Source organism: Mycobacterium hainanense, assembly GCF_041890355.1.
GTDB lineage: Bacteria > Actinomycetota > Actinomycetes > Mycobacteriales > Mycobacteriaceae > Mycobacterium > Mycobacterium hainanense.
The window spans coordinates 1,556,394-1,573,738 of sequence record NZ_CP169059.1 but is presented as its reverse complement, the minus strand read 5'-3'; the positions used below and the strand labels follow the sequence as shown (position 1 = coordinate 1,573,738).

The 17,345-nt window shown below is 67.6% G+C and carries 11 protein-coding genes and 1 pseudogene; 8 read left to right on the top strand and 4 right to left on the bottom strand.

From position 1 onward, the window contains the following. Window positions 1-26 precede the first annotated feature (26 nt). Together ACEL92_RS07495 and ACEL92_RS07490 are read right to left on the bottom strand one after the other, a co-directional pair. Entirely contained in the window at window positions 27-2,648 is a 2,622-nt protein-coding gene (locus tag ACEL92_RS07495; RefSeq protein ID WP_374024987.1) for an AAA family ATPase, read from the bottom strand. After that, on the bottom strand, window positions 2,645-3,796 hold the full coding sequence (locus tag ACEL92_RS07490; RefSeq protein WP_374024986.1) for an exonuclease SbcCD subunit D: 1,152 nt from the start codon (window positions 3,794-3,796) through the stop codon (window positions 2,645-2,647). Before ACEL92_RS07490 ends, ACEL92_RS07495 begins: the two co-directional genes overlap by 4 nt. A 239-nt stretch (window positions 3,797-4,035) precedes the next feature. Between ACEL92_RS07490 and ACEL92_RS07485 the strand changes: the two genes are divergently transcribed. Together ACEL92_RS07485 and ACEL92_RS07480 are read left to right on the top strand one after the other, a co-directional pair. Continuing rightward, window positions 4,036-5,403: an HNH endonuclease signature motif containing protein gene (locus tag ACEL92_RS07485; protein ID WP_374024985.1), complete on the top strand. Its 1,368-nt coding sequence runs from the start codon at window positions 4,036-4,038 to the stop codon at window positions 5,401-5,403. Window positions 5,404-5,437: 34 nt separating this feature from the next. Continuing rightward, window positions 5,438-5,938 carry a histidine phosphatase family protein gene (locus tag ACEL92_RS07480; RefSeq protein ID WP_374024984.1) on the top strand — a complete coding sequence of 167 codons (501 nt, stop codon included), beginning with the start codon at window positions 5,438-5,440 and terminating at the stop codon, window positions 5,936-5,938. A 3-nt stretch (window positions 5,939-5,941) separates the two neighbouring features. Here the strand turns inward: ACEL92_RS07480 and ACEL92_RS07475 are convergent, their stop codons facing one another. Together ACEL92_RS07475 and ACEL92_RS07470 are read right to left on the bottom strand one after the other, a co-directional pair. After that, window positions 5,942-6,484 (bottom strand): DUF3558 domain-containing protein, encoded by a 543-nt coding sequence (locus tag ACEL92_RS07475; protein WP_374024983.1) that lies wholly within the window; start codon window positions 6,482-6,484, stop codon window positions 5,942-5,944. Continuing rightward, a complete protein-coding gene (locus ACEL92_RS07470; protein WP_374026118.1) occupies window positions 6,481-6,984 on the bottom strand; it encodes a DUF3558 domain-containing protein in 504 nt (167 codons plus the stop codon). Before ACEL92_RS07470 ends, ACEL92_RS07475 begins: the two co-directional genes overlap by 4 nt. A gap of 237 nt (window positions 6,985-7,221) precedes the next feature. On the opposite strand from ACEL92_RS07470, the gene ACEL92_RS07465 reads away from it, so the two are divergent. The 6 genes and pseudogenes from ACEL92_RS07465 to ACEL92_RS07440 all read left to right on the top strand — a co-directional run bounded on the left by ACEL92_RS07465 (window position 7,222) and on the right by ACEL92_RS07440 (window position 17,327). After that, window positions 7,222-8,979, top strand: a complete 1,758-nt coding sequence (locus ACEL92_RS07465) for an ABC transporter ATP-binding protein (RefSeq protein ID WP_374024982.1) — start codon at window positions 7,222-7,224, stop codon at window positions 8,977-8,979. After that, on the top strand, window positions 8,976-10,874 hold the full coding sequence (locus ACEL92_RS07460) for an ABC transporter ATP-binding protein (protein ID WP_374024981.1): 1,899 nt from the start codon (window positions 8,976-8,978) through the stop codon (window positions 10,872-10,874). Before ACEL92_RS07465 ends, ACEL92_RS07460 begins: the two co-directional genes overlap by 4 nt. Before the next feature lie 131 nt (window positions 10,875-11,005). Further along, window positions 11,006-11,703: pseudogene (locus ACEL92_RS07455) on the top strand (C39 family peptidase). A 264-nt stretch (window positions 11,704-11,967) separates the two neighbouring features. Further along, window positions 11,968-13,110, top strand: coding sequence for a BTAD domain-containing putative transcriptional regulator (locus tag ACEL92_RS07450; RefSeq protein ID WP_374024980.1), 1,143 nt, complete (start codon window positions 11,968-11,970; stop codon window positions 13,108-13,110). A 127-nt stretch (window positions 13,111-13,237) separates the two neighbouring features. Then, the gene (locus tag ACEL92_RS07445) at window positions 13,238-15,016 is read left to right on the top strand and encodes a serine/threonine-protein kinase (protein WP_374024979.1); all 1,779 of its coding nucleotides are present in this window, start codon (window positions 13,238-13,240) and stop codon (window positions 15,014-15,016) included. 436 nt (window positions 15,017-15,452) lie between these two features. Further along, complete coding sequence (locus ACEL92_RS07440) at window positions 15,453-17,327, top strand: serine/threonine-protein kinase PknH/PknJ (protein ID WP_374024978.1); 1,875 nt, start codon at window positions 15,453-15,455, stop codon at window positions 17,325-17,327. The last annotated feature ends 18 nt before the right edge of the window (window positions 17,328-17,345 follow it).

Here is a 17,345-nt window from a genome sequence, read left to right as displayed (position 1 = left end):
GTGGTCGACGCAACTCAGCGCGGGCGCTAGGCGCTGAGATCGATGCGGTGGGCGCCCTTGACGCCGTCGTACCGGTCGGGACTGCAGGTCAGCACGATGACCTGGCCGTGAGTGCCCACCGTGTCGAAGACCTCGCCCATCTTCGCCAGCCGGTCGGGGTCGGTGAATCCCAGCGCGTCGTCGACGACCACCGGAACGGCGTCCTGCTTGGCGACCAGGGCGGCCCCGGCCAGCCGGGCCAGGATGCCGAGTTGCTCCTTGGCCCCGCCCGACAGGGAGTCGTAGGGCACCGTGACGCCATTGAGCGTGCGGCTGCGAATGCAGAGGTCGCTGTCGATCTCGACCTCGAACGTGGGACCGAACACCGGGCGGCCCAGCCGTTGCAGTTCGGCGCGGTAGGGCTCGACGTACCGCTGTCGGGTGGTGTCGCGGTGACGCGTCATCACGGAACGCAGCAGCCGTGCCGCCCGAGCCCGGCTGCCCACCCGGATGTGCTCGCTGGCGGCGTGTTCGCGTTCGGTTTCCGCGGCGTCGAGCTTGCCCTGCCGGCCCTCGCTGCCCATCACCGAGAGTTCGATGCTGATCTCGCGCAACGCGCGCGCGGACTCTTCGTAGCGCTCGCGCAGTTGGTCGGTCTCGGTGATTGCGGCGCGTAATTCGGCGTTCACCGCGTCCGGGCTTGCCGTCGCGAGTGCTTCCACGAGTTCGGCGTGCCGACGTTCGGCGGTCAGCGCCGCGTGCAGTGCCGCATCCGCCGCCGACGCGAGTTCGTCGTCACCGGCCGACGCCCGCTCCTGGGCCAGCCGGTCGGTGGCGGCGTCGAGCTCGCCGCGCTGGTTCTTCAGCGCGTTCTCGAGAACCGTTGCGCGGGTGACCAACTCGGTGAGCCGGGCAGTGACGGCGGCGGCGTTGCGGCGGCGGTCGTCGCATTCGGCCGTCGCGGCCTGGACGGCCGTCTGAAGCGCGTCGAGCTCGTCGCGGGCGGCTCCGATGTCCGTCGCCGGGCTGTCGGCCTCGACCGGTTGCGCGGCGCGCAGCAGCGCGAGTCGAGAGCGCAGCTCGTCGATTTCCTCATCCCCACACAGGCCGGCCAGCGTGGCGTTCAGTTGGTCGCGGGTGCCCTGCAGTTCGCGGCGATGCTGATCGGCGGTGCGTGCCGCGGCCAGGTCGGCCACCCGTCCCTCGGCTAACGCGGCCGCCAGTTCCTCTTGCGCCGCAGCGTGTTTCGCCTGCACATCGAGGGTGGTTGCGCCCGGGGTGATCTGCGCAGTCAGGACGCCGGGGACCTGGACCGCGGTGGGCCCGGTGGTCGTGATGGACCAGGTCTGGCCCTCGGACAACGCGATCCGTTCGCCACCGATGGACAGCTCGATGTCCGCTGCGGCGGTGAACTCGACCGCCGCCGACGTCGACGCCAGCTGGTCGCCGATGCGATCGACCGCGGCCGCCGTGCCCTCGATTCGGCGCAGCTGCTGCTCGGTGATGGTGATCTCGCCGAGTTCCGCGCACACTCGGTCGCGGTCGCGCTGGATGGCGTCGATCTTGGCCAGTCGGGCGCTCAGCCGGTCGGCCTCCTCACGGTCGGCGAGCTGCGCGACCGTGCGGCGGACGGATTCGGCGCGGCACTGCAGATCCGCGACGGCCTCGGCGGCCTGCTGAGCCGCGGCCTCGGCGGCCTCCGCCTGCTCCCGCGCCGCCGCGCACGCGTCGGCGGCTTCTTGCGCTTGGGCCTGTGCGTCCGCGACAGCCGCTGTACGAGTGTCGATTTCGGCAAGCAACTGCAGGCGTGAGTTGCGGGCCGTGGTCGCCGCGGCGCTCGTCGCCGCCGCCGCTTTGGCCACCAACTCGGCCTCGCGCGCCTGGCCGGTCAGTTCGGCGACCCTTTCCGCGGCCTCCTGCGCGGCGGTGAGCCGGGGGCGCGCGGCGATGCGCTGCTGGGACAAGTCGGCCACCTGCTGCGTCAGGGCCGCGTGCCGACCCACCCGCTCGTCGACCTCGGCGACGGCCGCCGCGCACTCCGCGACCGCGGCCTCGGCGTCGGCCAGGCGGGCGATCGCCGCGGCCCATTCGCCCGTGGGACGCCCCGTGGGGGTGAAGTAGCGTCCGTACTCCGCGTCGATGCGTTCGATCAGCAACGGCTCGGTGCCGGACAACGCCGCGGCGTCCCCGGCCGCCACGTCGAGCGCGCGCGAAAGGGCGTCGCAGCCTGACAGATCCACCGCGGCGGTCGAGGCCGATTGCAATACCCGCTGGGCATGCCACAGATCGCTGTCCACCGTCTCGGCCAGCATCGCGCGGACCCGTTCGTGCGCCTCGTCGCCGGTGAGCTGCTCGCGGTGGGGCGCCTGGATCGTCAGCTCGGTTTCGCACCTCTTGTGAAACCGCTTGCGGTAGGTGAAACGATAAGGGCCGCAGCTCAATTCGGCGCTCACCTCCGACCCGACGTCGCTGTGGGTGGGCTTGACCTGCTTGACTTCTTTTTTCGTCGAGCGGTCCCTGGACTCCAGCAGCAAGTCCAAGGCCTCGATCATCGACGACTTGCCGATCTCGTTGGCGCCGCACAGCACGACGACACCGTGGTCGGGGAATTCGATCTCCCGGTGCGTGATGCCGCGGTAATTCGTCAGGGTCAGGCGATGCAACTTCATGCGGCGCCCCGGTCGGTGAGGCGTAGCAACAGCGCCAGCGCCGCCTGCGCGTCGACAGCGGTGTCGGAGTCTCCCTCGCGGGCGGTCGCCACCAGCTCGTCGACCGCCGCGGCGGCGAATCCCCCGATACCCAGATCGCTGAATTCGCCATCGGCCGGAATGACCGCCAGATCGGTGCGGCGTTCCCACAGGCCGAGCCAGGCATACAACCGCGCGTACTTGTCCAGGCAGGAATCCAGCGCCGCACGGTCGGTGACCGTCAGGGAACCGGTGAGTGCCAGACGCACCACGGTGCGGTCCTTGTCGGTCATCAGGTCCAGGTTCAGGTCGAGGTCGGCGATGTCGCGGCGAGTGTCGACCTGGTGGTGCAGGGTGACGAAGCGCCACCGGCCGACGTGCCGCGATTCCACGGAGGCGGTGCGGTGCGGGTCGGTCTCGTCGATCTCCACGACGAGGACATGACCGGGGTCGGATTCCACGTCGTCGAAGTTGGTGACTTCCGGCGATCCGGAGTACCAGATCCGGCCGCTGGCACCGACATTGGTGCGTGAATGCTTATCCCCCAGCGCGACATAGTGCACCGCGCCGGTGGCCAGCGCCTGGTCCAAGGCGGCAAGCCGGATCAGGGAGGGCTTGTCGCGGTCCGGGTCCAGGACGTCGATCCCGCCGTGCGCGACGAGGATCCGGGTGACCGGTTCGGGCGTGAGGCCTTCGAGAACGTCGGCGACCAGGTCGGTGGTCGGCGCCTTGGATCGCCAAGGCGCCGCGACGATCTCCAGCCCGGGCCGGACCTGATGGACGCCGGCCTGGTCGAGCACGACCACGTTGTCCGGTCGTTCGGCGGTGAACAGCGCGCTGGTGTACACCGAAGACGCATCGAGCGGGTCGTGGTTGCCCGGCAGCAGGTAGACCGGAACCCCGATGGCGCGCATGGCTTCTAACGACTGCCCGACAACCTGCGGGGGAAGCTGGTTGTGTTCGAAGACGTCGCCGGACACCACGACGAATTCGGCGCCCACCTCCGCCGCCAGCGCCCCCAGACCGGACACCGCATCACGTCGGGCAGCCGAGTACCGGGGCTGAGCATCGCCGGCGAGGAAGTGCCGGGTCATGCCGAGCTGCCAGTCGGCGGTGTGCAGGAATCGCATGGCGGCGGCTCCCTTTCGGACTGCGTGATTACCAGGGCATCGCGAGCTTAGATCCGCGCACCGACAAGACGCGGGACCTCGCCCGGCAGGTCTCCGAGCGGCGAATTTGCGCTTTTTGGCGGCGCCACTGCGAGCGCCGGGGGACGCGGGCAGAATCTTTTTTCGCGCCAATTTTTTGAGTGTGCGTCTGTGGCGGTTTTGGGGGCTTTGTTGTCGGTGGGGGTGGCTAGTTTGGCGGTATGAGTCCCAGTGGTCATCCCGACGCCGAGGCGGTGTTTGACGACTTGGATTGCGTGTTGGCCCGTGCCCGCGCGTTGCCGGTGGAGGCGATGACGGTGCAGCAGCAGCTGGCGATGCTGGAACGCTGCGAGCAGGTGCGCCGCCAGTTGCCGGCGCTCGAGCATCCGCTGATCAACAACCTGGCCCATCAAGCCACCCCCGAGGAGTTAGGCGGCACGCTGGCGCACGCGGTCGCCGAGGCGACGTTGATCAGCCGCGCCGAGGCGTCACGGCGGGTCAAGGAAGCGGTGGATTTGGGCCCGCGCCGCGGGTTGACCGGGGAACCGTTGGCGCCGATGCTGCCGGCCACCGCGGCAGCCCAGCGCGCCGGCACCCTGGGCGGCGGTCAGGTGGCGGTGATTCGTCGGTTCTTTCACCGGCTGCCCGGCTGCGTGGACTTCGCCACCCGCCAAGCCGTCGAGGCCGACCTGGCCGCCCACGGAACGCACTATCGGCCCGAGCAATTGGCCGCACTGGCCGACCACGTGGCCGATTGCCTGAATCCCGATGGCAGCTACACCGACGCCGAGCGCGCGCGGCGCCGCGGCCTGATCCTGGGCCGGCAGGGCCCCGATGGCATGTCCGAGCTGCGCGGCCTGCTCACCCCCGAACTGCGCGCCACCCTGGAGGCCGTGCTGGCCAAACTGGCCGCCCCGGGCATGTGCAACCCGCTCGACGACACCCCGGTAGTGGACGGCGCCCCCAGCCAGGAGGCGATCGACCGCGACGCCCGCAGCACCGCCCAGCGCAACCACGACGCACTCAACGCCAGCCTCAGGGCGCTGCTCGCCTCGGGAGAGTTGGGCCGCCACAACGGATTACCCGCCTCGATCGTCATCACCACGACGCTGCAAAATCTCGAGGCCGCCGCCGGCCGTGGTTTGACCGGTGGCGGCAGCATACTGCCGATGAGCGATGTGATCCGGCTGGCCCGCCACGCCCACCACTATCTGGTCGTCTTCGACAACGCGAAACCCTTGGCCCTTTACCACACCAAACGGCTGGCCTCCCCCGGCCAACGCATCGTCCTCTACGCCAACGACCGCGGCTGCTCGGCTCCGGGCTGCACCGTGCCCGGCTACCTGTCCGAAGTTCACCACGTCACCGACTACGCCAAAACCCGGCGCACCGACATCCACGACCTCACCTTCGCCTGCGGACCCCATCACCGCCTGCTCAAACCCGGCGGATGGAGCACCCGCAAGAACGCAAGGGGAGACACCGAATGGATCCCACCCCCGCACCTGGACCGCGGCCAACCCCGCACCAACACCTTCCACCACCCCGAAAAACTGCTCCCCGGCGAAGACGATGACGACGCGGCATAGCGGTAGTCGTTCCTGATTAGTTAGCGTGACCTCCGTGGAAGACCAGCGCACGTTGCTGTTGATGCGTCACGCGAAGTCTGACTACCCGCCCGGCGTCGTCGACCACGAGAGGCCGTTGGCGCCGCGCGGAACCCGCGAAGCCGGCCTCGCCGGCGACTGGCTGCGCGCCAACGCCCCGGCCATCGACGCCGTGCTGTGTTCCACCGCGGCGCGCACCCGGCAGACGTTGGCCACCGCGCGCATCGATGCCCCGGTGCGGTACAGCGAGCGGCTCTACGACGCGACCCCCGGCACGATGATCGAGGAAATCAACACGGTCAGCGACCAAGTCGAGACGCTGCTCGTCATCGGCCACGAGCCGACGATGTCCGCGGTGGCCCTCGGCCTCGGCGGTGCTGGCACCGATGTCGCCGTGGCGGAACGCATTTCCGTCAAGTTTCCGACGTCGGCCATCGCCGTGCTGACGGTCACGTCCGGATGGAAGCGCCTCGAACTCGGCCGCGCCGCGCTGATCGGTTTCGAGGTGCCGCGCTAGCCGCTACGAGTTGGTGGCCAGCGTCAGTTCCATCAGCTTGAGCGCCTGACCGCAGGCGTCGATGCCGGGCGCCTGAGGATTGACCCACCACCCGACCACGCCGGCCGCGTCGCTGGCCACCCCGCAGGCGCCGTTCGGGTCGTCGGGGCGCATCACGATCGAATCGATCCCGGCAATGTTCCGCGTCTCGACCTTGTACTTGAGGAAGTCGGCGACCTTGCGCTCGTTGCTCAGGCTGCCCTGCTCGAACCAGAACCGGGTGATGTCGATCAGGCCGGCCGGGTTGGCCGCCTGCCACCGGCAGATCGCGCCGACGAAGGTGCTCTGAATGTCGAGCGGGTCAGCACCCACCGTCTTGGCGAGGATGTCGCTGGTGAGCACCTCGCACTCCTTGAGCAGGTTGGGGTACTGCTGCTGGGAGTTGTTGTTGCGCGTCGGACCGCCGGCCTTCACGGCGTTGCCCGCGATGGACCTCGAACATCCGGTCAGCACGACCAGCGCGGTGATCAAGACGGCGACAAAGGCGCGGACGCTACTTCGGGTCATTTGGAGTTCGCAATCGACTGACGCGCCAATTCCTTGGCTATGTCGCACGGCGGCGGGAACGGCTTCTGGCTGAAGCTGATCGACCATTCGATGAAGTCATCCTGAAATTGGATGCCCACCTCGCACAGCGAGTCACCCAGGTTGGGCTCGTTCCCGATGGCGATGAAGCCCCCATGGCCGTTGATGTTGATGTCATCGACGCTGGCGCGGGACAGCTCCTCGGTCTTGCGTTCACGCCCGATAGGACTGCCGCGATACCAGGAAAACGAAAAGTGCGGGCCGAGGATGCCGCCGCCGGCCAGCCACTGGCAGCCGACGGAGTTTCGGGCGGTGTTGATCAGGCCAGTCACCTTGGTCAGCTCCGCCACCGTCTGATCGTTGATGCCGCCGCACTGCGGAAACATCGGCCCGTGGTGGCCCTCCGAACTCCCCGGCGCCGTCGACGACGTCGCGCCCGGTTTGTTGCCCCCCGAATCGGAGCACGCCGCAACCGTAGGCATCAGGATCGCCAAGGCTGAAGCCGCCACGGCCAGCGCCCTCGAGTTACGCCGCACCGCTACCCTGCTTCTGCTCAGCCTGCTGCCGGTCCACACGATGCACTGTAGCGGCAGCTCAGCGGGTCAACCACCGACGCGCCTGAGCAGGCGTTTCAGTCCCGCCGCCGCCCGCGGCGCCCGAGTTGACCCATTCGGCGGTTGCTCGCGGCTGCGGGACTCAGCGTGTGCGACAGTTACGAAATGCTTCTGGCACTGCTGCGCCAGTACATCCGGCCGTACCGGCGGCTGGTCGCGGTGCTGATGGTGCTTCAGCTGATCAGCACGCTCGCGTCGCTCTACCTGCCGACGGTCAACGCCGCCATCATCGACGACGGCGTCGCCAAGGGTGACACGGCCACCATCGGCAGGCTCGGCATGGTGATGCTCTCGGTCACGGGTCTGCAGGTGCTGTGCGCGGTCGCGGCGGTGTACTTCGGCTCGAAGACCGGGATGGGCTTCGGTCGCGACCTGCGCGCGGCGATGTTCGACCACGTCACCACCTTCTCCGAACACGAGACGGCCCGCTTCGGGGCGCCGACGCTGTTGACACGCAGCACCAACGACGTCCGCCAGATCCAGTACCTGGTTCAGATCGCGAGCACCGTGCTAATCACCGCGCCCATCATGTGCATCGGCGGGATCGTCATGGCCATCCACCAGGAGGCGGCGCTGACCTGGTTGCTGCTGGTCAGCGTTCCCATCATGGCCGTGACCAATTACTGGGTGATGTCGCACATGCTGCCGCTGTTCCGCAGGATGCAGGGCCTGATCGACGGCATCAACCGGGTGATGCGGGACCAGCTGTCCGGTGTCCGGGTGGTCCGGGCGTTCGCCCGCGAGGGCTACGAGCGGGAGCGGTTCGGCCGGGCCAACGCCGCGCTGTCCAATACGGCGCTGACCGCCGGCAACTGGCAGGCGCTGATGCTGCCGGTGACCACGCTTACGGTCAACGTGTCCAGTGTCGCCCTGATCTGGTTCGGCGGGCTGCGCATCGACCGCGGCCAGATGCAGGTCGGCTCGCTGACCGCGTTCCTGGCCTACTTCACCCAGATCCTGATGGCGGTGTTGATGGCGACCATGACGCTGGTGGTGCTGCCGCGAGCCGCCGTCTGCGCCGAACGGATCACCGAAGTTCTTTCGACACAGGCCGCCGTCGACGACCCACGGAGCCCGGTGTTCCCGCGCGGCGGGATCACCGGAATGGTGCGCTTGGCGGGCGCGACATTCACCTATCCTGGCGCCGATCGGCCTGTGCTGCAAGATATCTCGCTGACCGCAGCGCCCGGCACCACCACCGCCATCGTCGGCAGCACCGGTTCGGGCAAGTCGACACTGGTGTCGCTGATCTGCCGGCTCTACGACGTGACCGGCGGCGCCGTCCTGGTGGACGACGTCGATGTCCGCGACTACCAGACCGAGCGGCTCTGGTCCGCGATCGGGTTGGTCCCCCAGCGTGGCTACCTGTTCTCCGGGACCGTGGCGGACAACCTGCGGTACGGCAAGGCGGACGCGACCGACGACGAGATGTGGGAAGCGTTGCGCGTGGCCGACGCCGACGGGTTCGTGCGCGCACACGACGACGGCCTGGCGATGCGGGTGGCCCAGGGCGGAATCAACTTCTCCGGCGGTCAGCGACAACGACTGGCGATCGCGCGGGCGGTCATCCGCCGCCCGGTGATCTATCTCTTCGACGACTCATTCGGCGCGCTGGACGTGCACACCGACGCGCGGGTACGTGCATCGCTGCGGCAGATATCGGGTCAGGCCACCGTCATCGTTGTGACGCAACGGGTTTCGACCGCCGCCCAGGCTGACCAAGTGATCGTCATCGACGGCGGAAAACTCCTGGGCACGGGCACGCACGAATCGCTGCTCACCGACTGCGCCACCTATGCGGAATTCGCCGACTCGCAATCGATGAGCGCCGTCCGGTCGGGCCACGTCGGAGGCACGCCATGACCGTGACCGCCACTCGCGGCTTGACCCCGGCCCCTGCCGGGCGCTCCCGCGACTTCTGGGGTTCGGCCGCCCGGCTGGTGAAACGGCTCGCGCCGCAACGCCGGCTGAGCGTCGCGGTGATCAGCCTGGGCGTCACCGGGACGGCGATGGGGGTCATCGTCCCAAGAATCCTCGGCCACGCCACCGACCTGCTGTTCAACGGCGTCATCGGGCGGCAGCTGCCCGTGGGGATCACCAAGGCGCAGGCTGTCGCCGCGGCCCGGGCCCGGGGCGAGAACACCTTCGCCGACCTTCTCTCGGGAATGAGGGTGGTGCCGGGCCAAGGAGTGGACTTCGGGGCGGTGGCGCGAACCCTGGCGCTGGCGTTGGGCCTGTACCTCGTTTCCGCGCTGCTGATCTGGGCGCAGGCGCGGCTGCTGAACGTGACCGTGCAGCGCACCATGGTCGCCCTCCGTTCCGACGTCGAGGACAAGGTCCACCGGTTGCCGCTGTCGTACTTCGATGGGCGCCAGCGCGGCGAGCTGCTGAGCCGGGTGACCAACGACATCGACAACGTGCAGTCGTCGCTGTCGATGACCATCAGCCAGCTGGTGACATCGATCTTGACCGTCGTCGCCGTGCTGGCGATGATGCTGTCGATCTCGCCGCTGCTGGCCCTGATCACCGTGGCCACGGTGCCGCTGTCGCTGGTGGCGACGCGTGCTATCGCGCGCCGAGCGCAGCGCCTGTTCGTGGCGCAATGGACGAGCATCGGTCGCCTCAACGCCCACATCGAAGAGACGTATAGCGGTTTCACGGTGGTCAAGACGTTCGGCCACCGGGCCGCCGCGCGCGAGCAGTTCCGCGACCACAACGACGACGTTTACCGGGCCAGCTTCGGCGCCCAGTTCTTCTCCGGGCTGGTCGCACCGGCGACGTCGTTCATCGGCAACCTGGGCTACGTGGCCGTCGCCGTGGTGGGCGGCCTGCAGGTGGCCACCGGCCACATCACCCTGGGCGGTATCCAGGCCTTCATCCAATACGTCCGGCAGTTCAACGCCCCGCTCAGCCAGGTGGCCGGAATGTACAACACCCTGCAGTCCGGCGTTGCCAGCGCGGAGCGGGTGTTCGACCTGCTCGACGAGCCCGAAGAACCTCCGGACCCCGCGCCGGTTCCCGACGGCGGCGCCGGGCAGGGGGCCGGACAAGTCGAGTTCCAACACGTGAGCTTCGGCTACCGCCCGAACACCCCGGTGATCCAGGATCTGTCGATGGTGGCCGAGCCGGGCAGCACGGTGGCGATCGTCGGGCCGACCGGGGCCGGCAAGACCACGCTGGTGAACCTGCTCATGCGGTTCTACGACGTTGACTCCGGCCGGATCCTGGTCGACGGCGTCGACATCACCACGGTGAGCAGGAAGTCGCTGCGGTCTGGGATCGGCATGGTCTTGCAGGACACCTGGCTCTTCGACGGCACGATCGCGGAGAACATCGCCTACGGGCGGCCCGAGGCCACCCCGGACGAGGTGGTGCAGGCCGCGAAGGCGGCGTATGTCGACCGGTTCGTGCACACGCTGCCCGCCGGTTACGAGACCCGCGTCAGCGGCGGCGGCGGCAACATCAGCGCCGGAGAGAAGCAGTTGATCACCATCGCGAGAGCGTTTCTCGCCCGGCCACGGCTGTTGATCCTGGACGAGGCGACCAGCTCCGTCGACACCCGCACCGAGGCGCTCATCGCCCGCGCCATGTCGGAGCTTCGCCGCGATCGCACGAGTTTCATTATCGCGCATCGCCTTTCGACCATCCGGGATGCCGACCGCATCGTCGTGATAGAGGCAGGCCGGATCGTTGAACAGGGCAGCCCCGCCGAGCTGCTGGCCCGAAGGGGCGCCTACTACGCCATGACCAGGGCCTAGCCCAAGGCCTCGGTCTGCGGCCGCCGCCAACGTCACGTTGAGAATTCGTTGAGGTAACGGAAAGGCCAAGATCGGAACCTTCTCTCACAGGGAAAGCCCACCCACGGAGCGGACTGAGAGAAGGACAATCCATGAGAACCATCAACATCGGAAACATCGCCAAAACCGCCGTCTTCGCAATCGCGGCCGGCGCCGTGATGCCGGGGTGGCCGGCCCCGCCGACGCCGCCTCGAACGCCACCTATGGCGACCCCGAAGCGGCCGCCCAGTGGTGGCGCCACCAGAAATACGACGATTGCGTGCTGATGGCGGCCGCGGATGTTGTGGGCCAGGTGACCGGCAAGGAGCCCTCCGAGGAGGCGGTCATCAAGAAGGCCCAGTCCACCCCCAGCACGATTCACCCCGGGTCGATCTACATCAAGCCGGCCGACACCAAGAACCCGATCAACGGCATGGGGACCATGTTCGCCGATGTGCCGGCGCTGCTGGCGCAGTACAAGATCGACGCCGTCTACACCAGCAAGCGGCGCGCCGCCGAAGTCGGCGTCCCGGTCGGAATCGAGGGCATCGAGCAGCAACTGGGCACCGGCCACAAGGTGATCGTCAGCGTCAACGCCGAAATGATTTGGAACATCCCCGTCGACACCAAGGACGAGAACGGCAACCCCATGGGTGACCACGCGGTGGTGGTGACCGGCGTCGACACTGCCTACAACATCGTCCACCTGAACGACAGCGGTCACCCCAAGGGCCGCGACGAGCAGATCCCGCTGGCGCTCTTCCTCAAGGCGTGGGACACGAGCAACGAGCTGATGGTCGTCACGACCTGAGGCGATAACCGCATGTCGATCGCGGCGGGCAGCCCACGGCTGCCCGCCGTATGCGTGTTGCCATGAGCCGCAACCGCGTTCGAGCCGGGCACGACCCGTTCTTCTGGTGGGGAGAGCTTTTCATCCGTCCGCCGTACGGCCAGCGCCCCCGGCCCCGTCCGCGCACTATTCGCGAGTCACTACCGAACTCGCGGCAATTGATATCACAATGACAAGTCAGGACATTCCCAGCTGCGCTGCGCAGGACCGGAAGGACGATAGGCGATGGTGGACAAACGTCTCGAATTCGGTCTGCTCGGACCGTTGGAGATGACTGTCGACGGCGTCCTGGTCGCCTTGGGCACTCCGAAACAGCGCGCGGTGCTGGCCATGCTGCTGATGAACCACAACAGTCCGGTCGGAGTCGACCGGCTCATCACGGCCCTGTGGGACGACGAGCCGCCGTCGGGGGCACGGGCCAGCATCCATTCCTATGTGTCCAATCTGCGTAAGCTGCTCAGCACTGCCGGCTTCGACCCGAAAATGGTGCTGGCGGCCGCGCCACCGGGATACCGGCTCAGTATCGCCGAAAACGCTTACGACCTCGGCCGGTTCATCGCGGAGAAGACTGCGGGCGTGCACGCGGCCGCTACGGGCAAATTCGAAGACGCCAGCCTGCACCTGACGGCCGCGTTGGCGCAATGGCGCGGACCAGTGCTCGAGGACTTACGCGAGTTCCAGTTCGTCGACACCTTCGCCACTTCCCTTGTCGAGGAAAAGATTCTGGTGCACGGCGCGAAAGCTGAGGCCGAAATCGCTTGCGGGCGTGCGTCCGCGGTGATCACGGAACTGGAGGCGCTGACCGCCGAACACCCCTACCGCGAGCCGCTGTGGGCCCAGTTGATCACGGCTTATTACCTCACCGACCGCCAGTCCGACGCGCTAGCCGCCTATCGACGCGTCAAGACAACGCTCGCCGATGAACTGGGGATCGACCCAGGCCCGACGCTGCGGTCACTCAACGAGCGGATCCTGCGGCAGGAACCGCTCGACGTGAAACGCACCGCCAAAACCGCCGCCGTCGACACGGTTACGGTGCTCGAGCAACACACCATGGTGTCCGGGCAGAAGGCGATCGCTTACCTGCACGAGACGTCGGGGCGCAGTTATCCGTTGCGAGCGGCGGCAACCCGGATCGGGCGGCTCCCGGACAACGACATCGTCCTCAACAGCCCCAAAGTCAGCCGCCACCACGCCGTCATCGTCGACACGGGAACCAGCTTCATCATCAACGACCTCCGGTCGTCAAACGGCGTGCACGTGCAGCGGGAGCGAATCCGCTCGGCCGCCACGCTGCGCGACGGCGACCGGGTCCGCATCTGTGACCACGAGTTCACGTTCCAGATCGCCGCGGACACCCAGGTTTAGGCGCCCGGCCGATCACCCGCCCGCGCGGATTGGAGTCGCGGTTGCTGGGTGTGGGGTTGCGGCCAGGTGGTGTGCGCGGCAATTGTGGGGTGTCGGTGCTGTGGTGGTTGGGTGTGAAGGATCAGCGATGAGTGATGAGCAGGCCTCGCGGGTGGGCACGGATTTCGGGCCGTATCACCTAAAACGGCTGTTGGGCCGGGGTGGGATGGGCGAGGTCTATGAGGCCGAGCACACCGTCAAGGAGTGGACGGTGGCGGTCAAGCTGCTCTCGGAGACCTTCAGCAAGGACCCGGTGTTTCGGGAGCGGATGAAACGCGAAGCCCGCACCGCCGGTCGTTTGCAGGAGCCGCACGTGGTGCCCATCCATGACTACGGCGAAATCGACGGGCAGATGTTTTTGGAGATGCGCCTGGTCGAGGGCACCGACTTAGACAGCGTGCTCAAACGCTTCGGCCCGCTGGCCCCGCCACGCGCGGTGGCCATCATCACCCAGATCGCCTCGGCCCTCGACGCCGCCCATGCCGCCGGGGTGATGCACCGCGACGTCAAACCGCAAAACATTCTGGTCACCCGTGATGATTTCGCCTATCTGGTGGACTTCGGCATCGCCAGTGCGACCACCGATGAAAAGCTCACCCAACTGGGCACCGCGGTCGGGACGTGGAAATACATGGCCCCGGAACGCTTTTCCAACGCCGAGGTCACCTACCGCGCCGACATCTACGCCCTGGCCTGCGTGCTCTACGAATGCCTCACCGGCTCCCCGCCCTACACCTCGAGTAGCGCTGGGGCGCTGGTCACCGCCCACACCATGAACCCCATCCCCCAGCCGACCGTGTTGCGCCCCGGCATCCCCAAGGGCTTCGATGCGGTGATCGCTCGTGGGATGGCCAAAAAGCCGGCCGACCGCTACGCCAGCGCCGGCGACCTGGCCCTGGCCGCCCACGAAGCACTCAGCGACCCCGACCAAGACCACGCCGCCACCATCTTGCGCCGCAGCCAAGAAGCCACCCTGCCCGGAACGATCATGGCGCCTCCCCCGCCGTCACCGGGTCCGGCGGCCAGCACGCCGCCACCGTCGTCGCCCAATCCCCCGCCGGGTTCCACCCCGGTGCCCGCCCACGCCACCCCGACCTGGCGGCCCGAAAGCGGCCCCATCCCCGCCGCCACCCCACCCTCGGCCACCCCGCCCTATTACCAAGCCACCGGCCCCAATTGGGGCGGCCCACCACAGGCCCGGCACCAATTCACCGGCACACCCACCTGGAACCAACCCCCACCCAAACGACGCAACCCCTGGCCCATCATCGCCGGCGTCGCCGCACTGGTCGTCGTCCTCGTCATCGCCGCGATCGGTATCGCGATGGTCATGGGAGGCGACGACAGCAACCCTGCGGCCAACCGCACATCCACCACGACGACCACGACAACGAGCAGGACGGACACCACCACGACCACGACCCGGGCCGCCAACCCGCAGAGCAAGCTGCTGAGCGTGCTGCCCGCCGGATATCCCAACGGCGCTTGCACACCCGCCACCCCGAAGGCGAACAGCATCTGGGTGAATGCGCTGGCGATGGTGGACTGCGACCAGAACACCAACCAGGGCGGCCCTTCCCGCGCCGTCTACGGATTGTTCGCCAATGCCGATCTGCTGAAGAAGGCGTTCGACGACGACGTGGCGGCCGTGCAGCTGCTCAACTGCCCCGGCGCCGGTCCGTCGCCCGATGGCTGGCACCACGACAGCACCCCGACGGTGACCGCCGGCTCCATCGCGTGCGGCACCTACAAAAATCACCCGAACATCATCTGGACCAACGACGCCAAACTCCTGCTCTGTGATGTCTACGGTGATCCCCCCGCCATCGAGGACCTGCATACGTGGTGGACCAAATACGGCGGCTGAGTTGATCAAAGCCCAACGCCGACAGGCTTTCACGAGCACCGGTCGGTGGCGGCCTAACCGCGGAACTTCACCATCAGAGGGACGCCGCTGACCGCGGGCGCGGCACACCACAGTTGCACCGACAACAACCGATATCCAACGCAATACACCAGATACGAACAGGCGCGTTGCACGACGACAGCGTATGTACCCGTCATGGTCAGCACCTGCGTTCCCTTCGTGGTGGCTCTGCCGTAAACGGTCCGCCCACCCGCTCGCCGCATTCTTGACGAATCCTCAAAGCGCGCCTCGGCCCGTGCGGATTGCGGCGTTTGTGGTGCGTGCGGGTGGGTGGGGGCTTACGGTCGTGGTTGCTGGGTGTGGGGTTGCGGCCAGGTGGTGTGCGCGGCAATTGTGGGGTGTCGGTGCTGTGGTGGTTGGGTGTGAAGGATCAGCGATGAGTGATGAGCAGGCCTCGCGGGTGGGCACGGATTTCGGGCCGTATCACCTAAAACGGCTGTTGGGCCGGGGTGGGATGGGCGAGGTCTATGAGGCCGAGCACACCGTCAAGGAGTGGACGGTGGCGGTCAAGCTGCTCTCGGAGACCTTCAGCAAGGACCCGGTGTTTCGGGAGCGGATGAAACGCGAAGCCCGCACCGCCGGTCGTTTGCAGGAGCCGCACGTGGTGCCCATCCATGACTACGGCGAAATCGACGGGCAGATGTTTTTGGAGATGCGCCTGGTCGAGGGCACCGACTTAGACAGCGTGCTCAAACGCTTCGGCCCGCTGGCCCCGCCACGCGCGGTGGCCATCATCACCCAGATCGCCTCGGCCCTCGACGCCGCCCATGCCGCCGGGGTGATGCACCGCGACGTCAAACCGCAAAACATTCTGGTCACCCGTGATGATTTCGCCTATCTGGTGGACTTCGGCATCGCCAGTGCGACCACCGATGAAAAGCTCACCCAACTGGGCACCGCGGTCGGGACGTGGAAATACATGGCCCCGGAACGCTTTTCCAACGCCGAGGTCACCTACCGCGCCGACATCTACGCCCTGGCCTGCGTGCTCTACGAATGCCTCACCGGCTCCCCGCCGTATCGGGCCGACAGCGTCAGTGTCCTCGTCACCGCGCACATGATGGATCCGATTCCCCAGCCGACCGTGTTGCGCCCCGGCATCCCCAAGGCTTTCGATGCGGTGATCGCTCGTGGGATGGCCAAAAAGCCGGCCGACCGCTACGCCAGCGCCGGCGACCTGGCCCTGGCCGCCCACGAAGCACTCAGCGACCCCGACCAAGACCACGCCGCCACCATCTTGCGCCGCAGCCAAGAAGCCACCCTGCCCGGAACCGTCACACTCGGCCCGCAGCGAACCCTCGCGGACACCGCGATGGCGCCGCCCCCGACCCCGGCGGCCAATACGCCGCCACCCTCGTCGCCCAATCCCCCGCCGGGTTCCACCCCGGTGCCCGCCCACGCCACCCCGACCTGGCGGCCCGAAAGCGGCCCCATCCCCGCCGCCACCCCACCCTCGGCCACCCCGCCCTATTACCAAGCCACCGGCCCCAATTGGGGCGGCCCACCACAGGCCCGGCACCAATTCACCAACACACCCACCTGGAACCAACCCCCACCCAAACGACGCAACCCCTGGCCCATCATCGCCGGCGTCGCCGCACTGGTCGTCGTCCTCGCCGCCAGCGCCGTGGGCATCTGGTTCGCCGTGCGGCCGAAGCCGGCGCCGGCACCCGACCCGATACCCGCCGAGCGCCTCAGCGCGCTCCTGCTGGGCGCCTCCGACATCAACTCCGTGATGGGATCGTCAACCATGGAACCCGGCAAGCCGATTCAGTCGATGGACAACTCGTCGCTGACGGTGTCCCAGCCGGACTGCCAGGGGGCGCTGTACACCACCCAGAGCCCGGTGTACTCGGGCACCGGTTACTCAGCGGTGAGCGGGCTGGTGTCATCGGAGCCGGGTGACAACTACGACCATTGGGTCAACCAGGCCGTTGTCCTCTTCCCGTCCGCGGACAAGGCGAAGGCTTTCTTGGAGACGTCGGCGGGCAAGTGGAAGGGCTGCGCGGGCAAGACGGTGACCGTGACGAACAAGGGCAAGACTTATCGGTGGACGTTTTCCCAGGTTCAGGGCGACCCGCCGAAGCTTGCCGTTTTGGACACCCAAGAAGGCGCCGACGGCTGGGAGTGCCAACGCGCGATGAGCGCGGCCAACAACGTCGTCGTCGACGTCAACGCGTGCGGATACCACATCAGCGATCAGGGCACCCAGATCGTCGACAAGATCGTCGCCAAAGTCGACAACGCGTAGGGAACCCGAAAGCCTCAG

What these genes read in the sequence shown, in the direction of transcription:
- ACEL92_RS07495 (WP_374024987.1), bottom strand. Translation starts at nt 2,648, where the DNA reads ATGAAGTTGCATCGCCTGACCCTGACGAATTACCGCGGCATCACGCAC.
- ACEL92_RS07465 (WP_374024982.1), top strand. Translation starts at nt 7,222, where the DNA reads ATGCTTCTGGCACTGCTGCGCCAGTACATCCGGCCGTACCGGCGGCTG.
- ACEL92_RS07475 (WP_374024983.1), bottom strand. Translation starts at nt 6,484, where the DNA reads ATGACCCGAAGTAGCGTCCGCGCCTTTGTCGCCGTCTTGATCACCGCG.
- ACEL92_RS07460 (WP_374024981.1), top strand. Translation starts at nt 8,976, where the DNA reads ATGACCGTGACCGCCACTCGCGGCTTGACCCCGGCCCCTGCCGGGCGC.
- ACEL92_RS07440 (WP_374024978.1), top strand. Translation starts at nt 15,453, where the DNA reads ATGAGTGATGAGCAGGCCTCGCGGGTGGGCACGGATTTCGGGCCGTAT.
- ACEL92_RS07490 (WP_374024986.1), bottom strand. Translation starts at nt 3,796, where the DNA reads ATGCGATTCCTGCACACCGCCGACTGGCAGCTCGGCATGACCCGGCAC.
- ACEL92_RS07445 (WP_374024979.1), top strand. Translation starts at nt 13,238, where the DNA reads ATGAGTGATGAGCAGGCCTCGCGGGTGGGCACGGATTTCGGGCCGTAT.
- ACEL92_RS07485 (WP_374024985.1), top strand. Translation starts at nt 4,036, where the DNA reads ATGAGTCCCAGTGGTCATCCCGACGCCGAGGCGGTGTTTGACGACTTG.
- ACEL92_RS07470 (WP_374026118.1), bottom strand. Translation starts at nt 6,984, where the DNA reads ATGCCTACGGTTGCGGCGTGCTCCGATTCGGGGGGCAACAAACCGGGC.
- ACEL92_RS07450 (WP_374024980.1), top strand. Translation starts at nt 11,968, where the DNA reads ATGGTGGACAAACGTCTCGAATTCGGTCTGCTCGGACCGTTGGAGATG.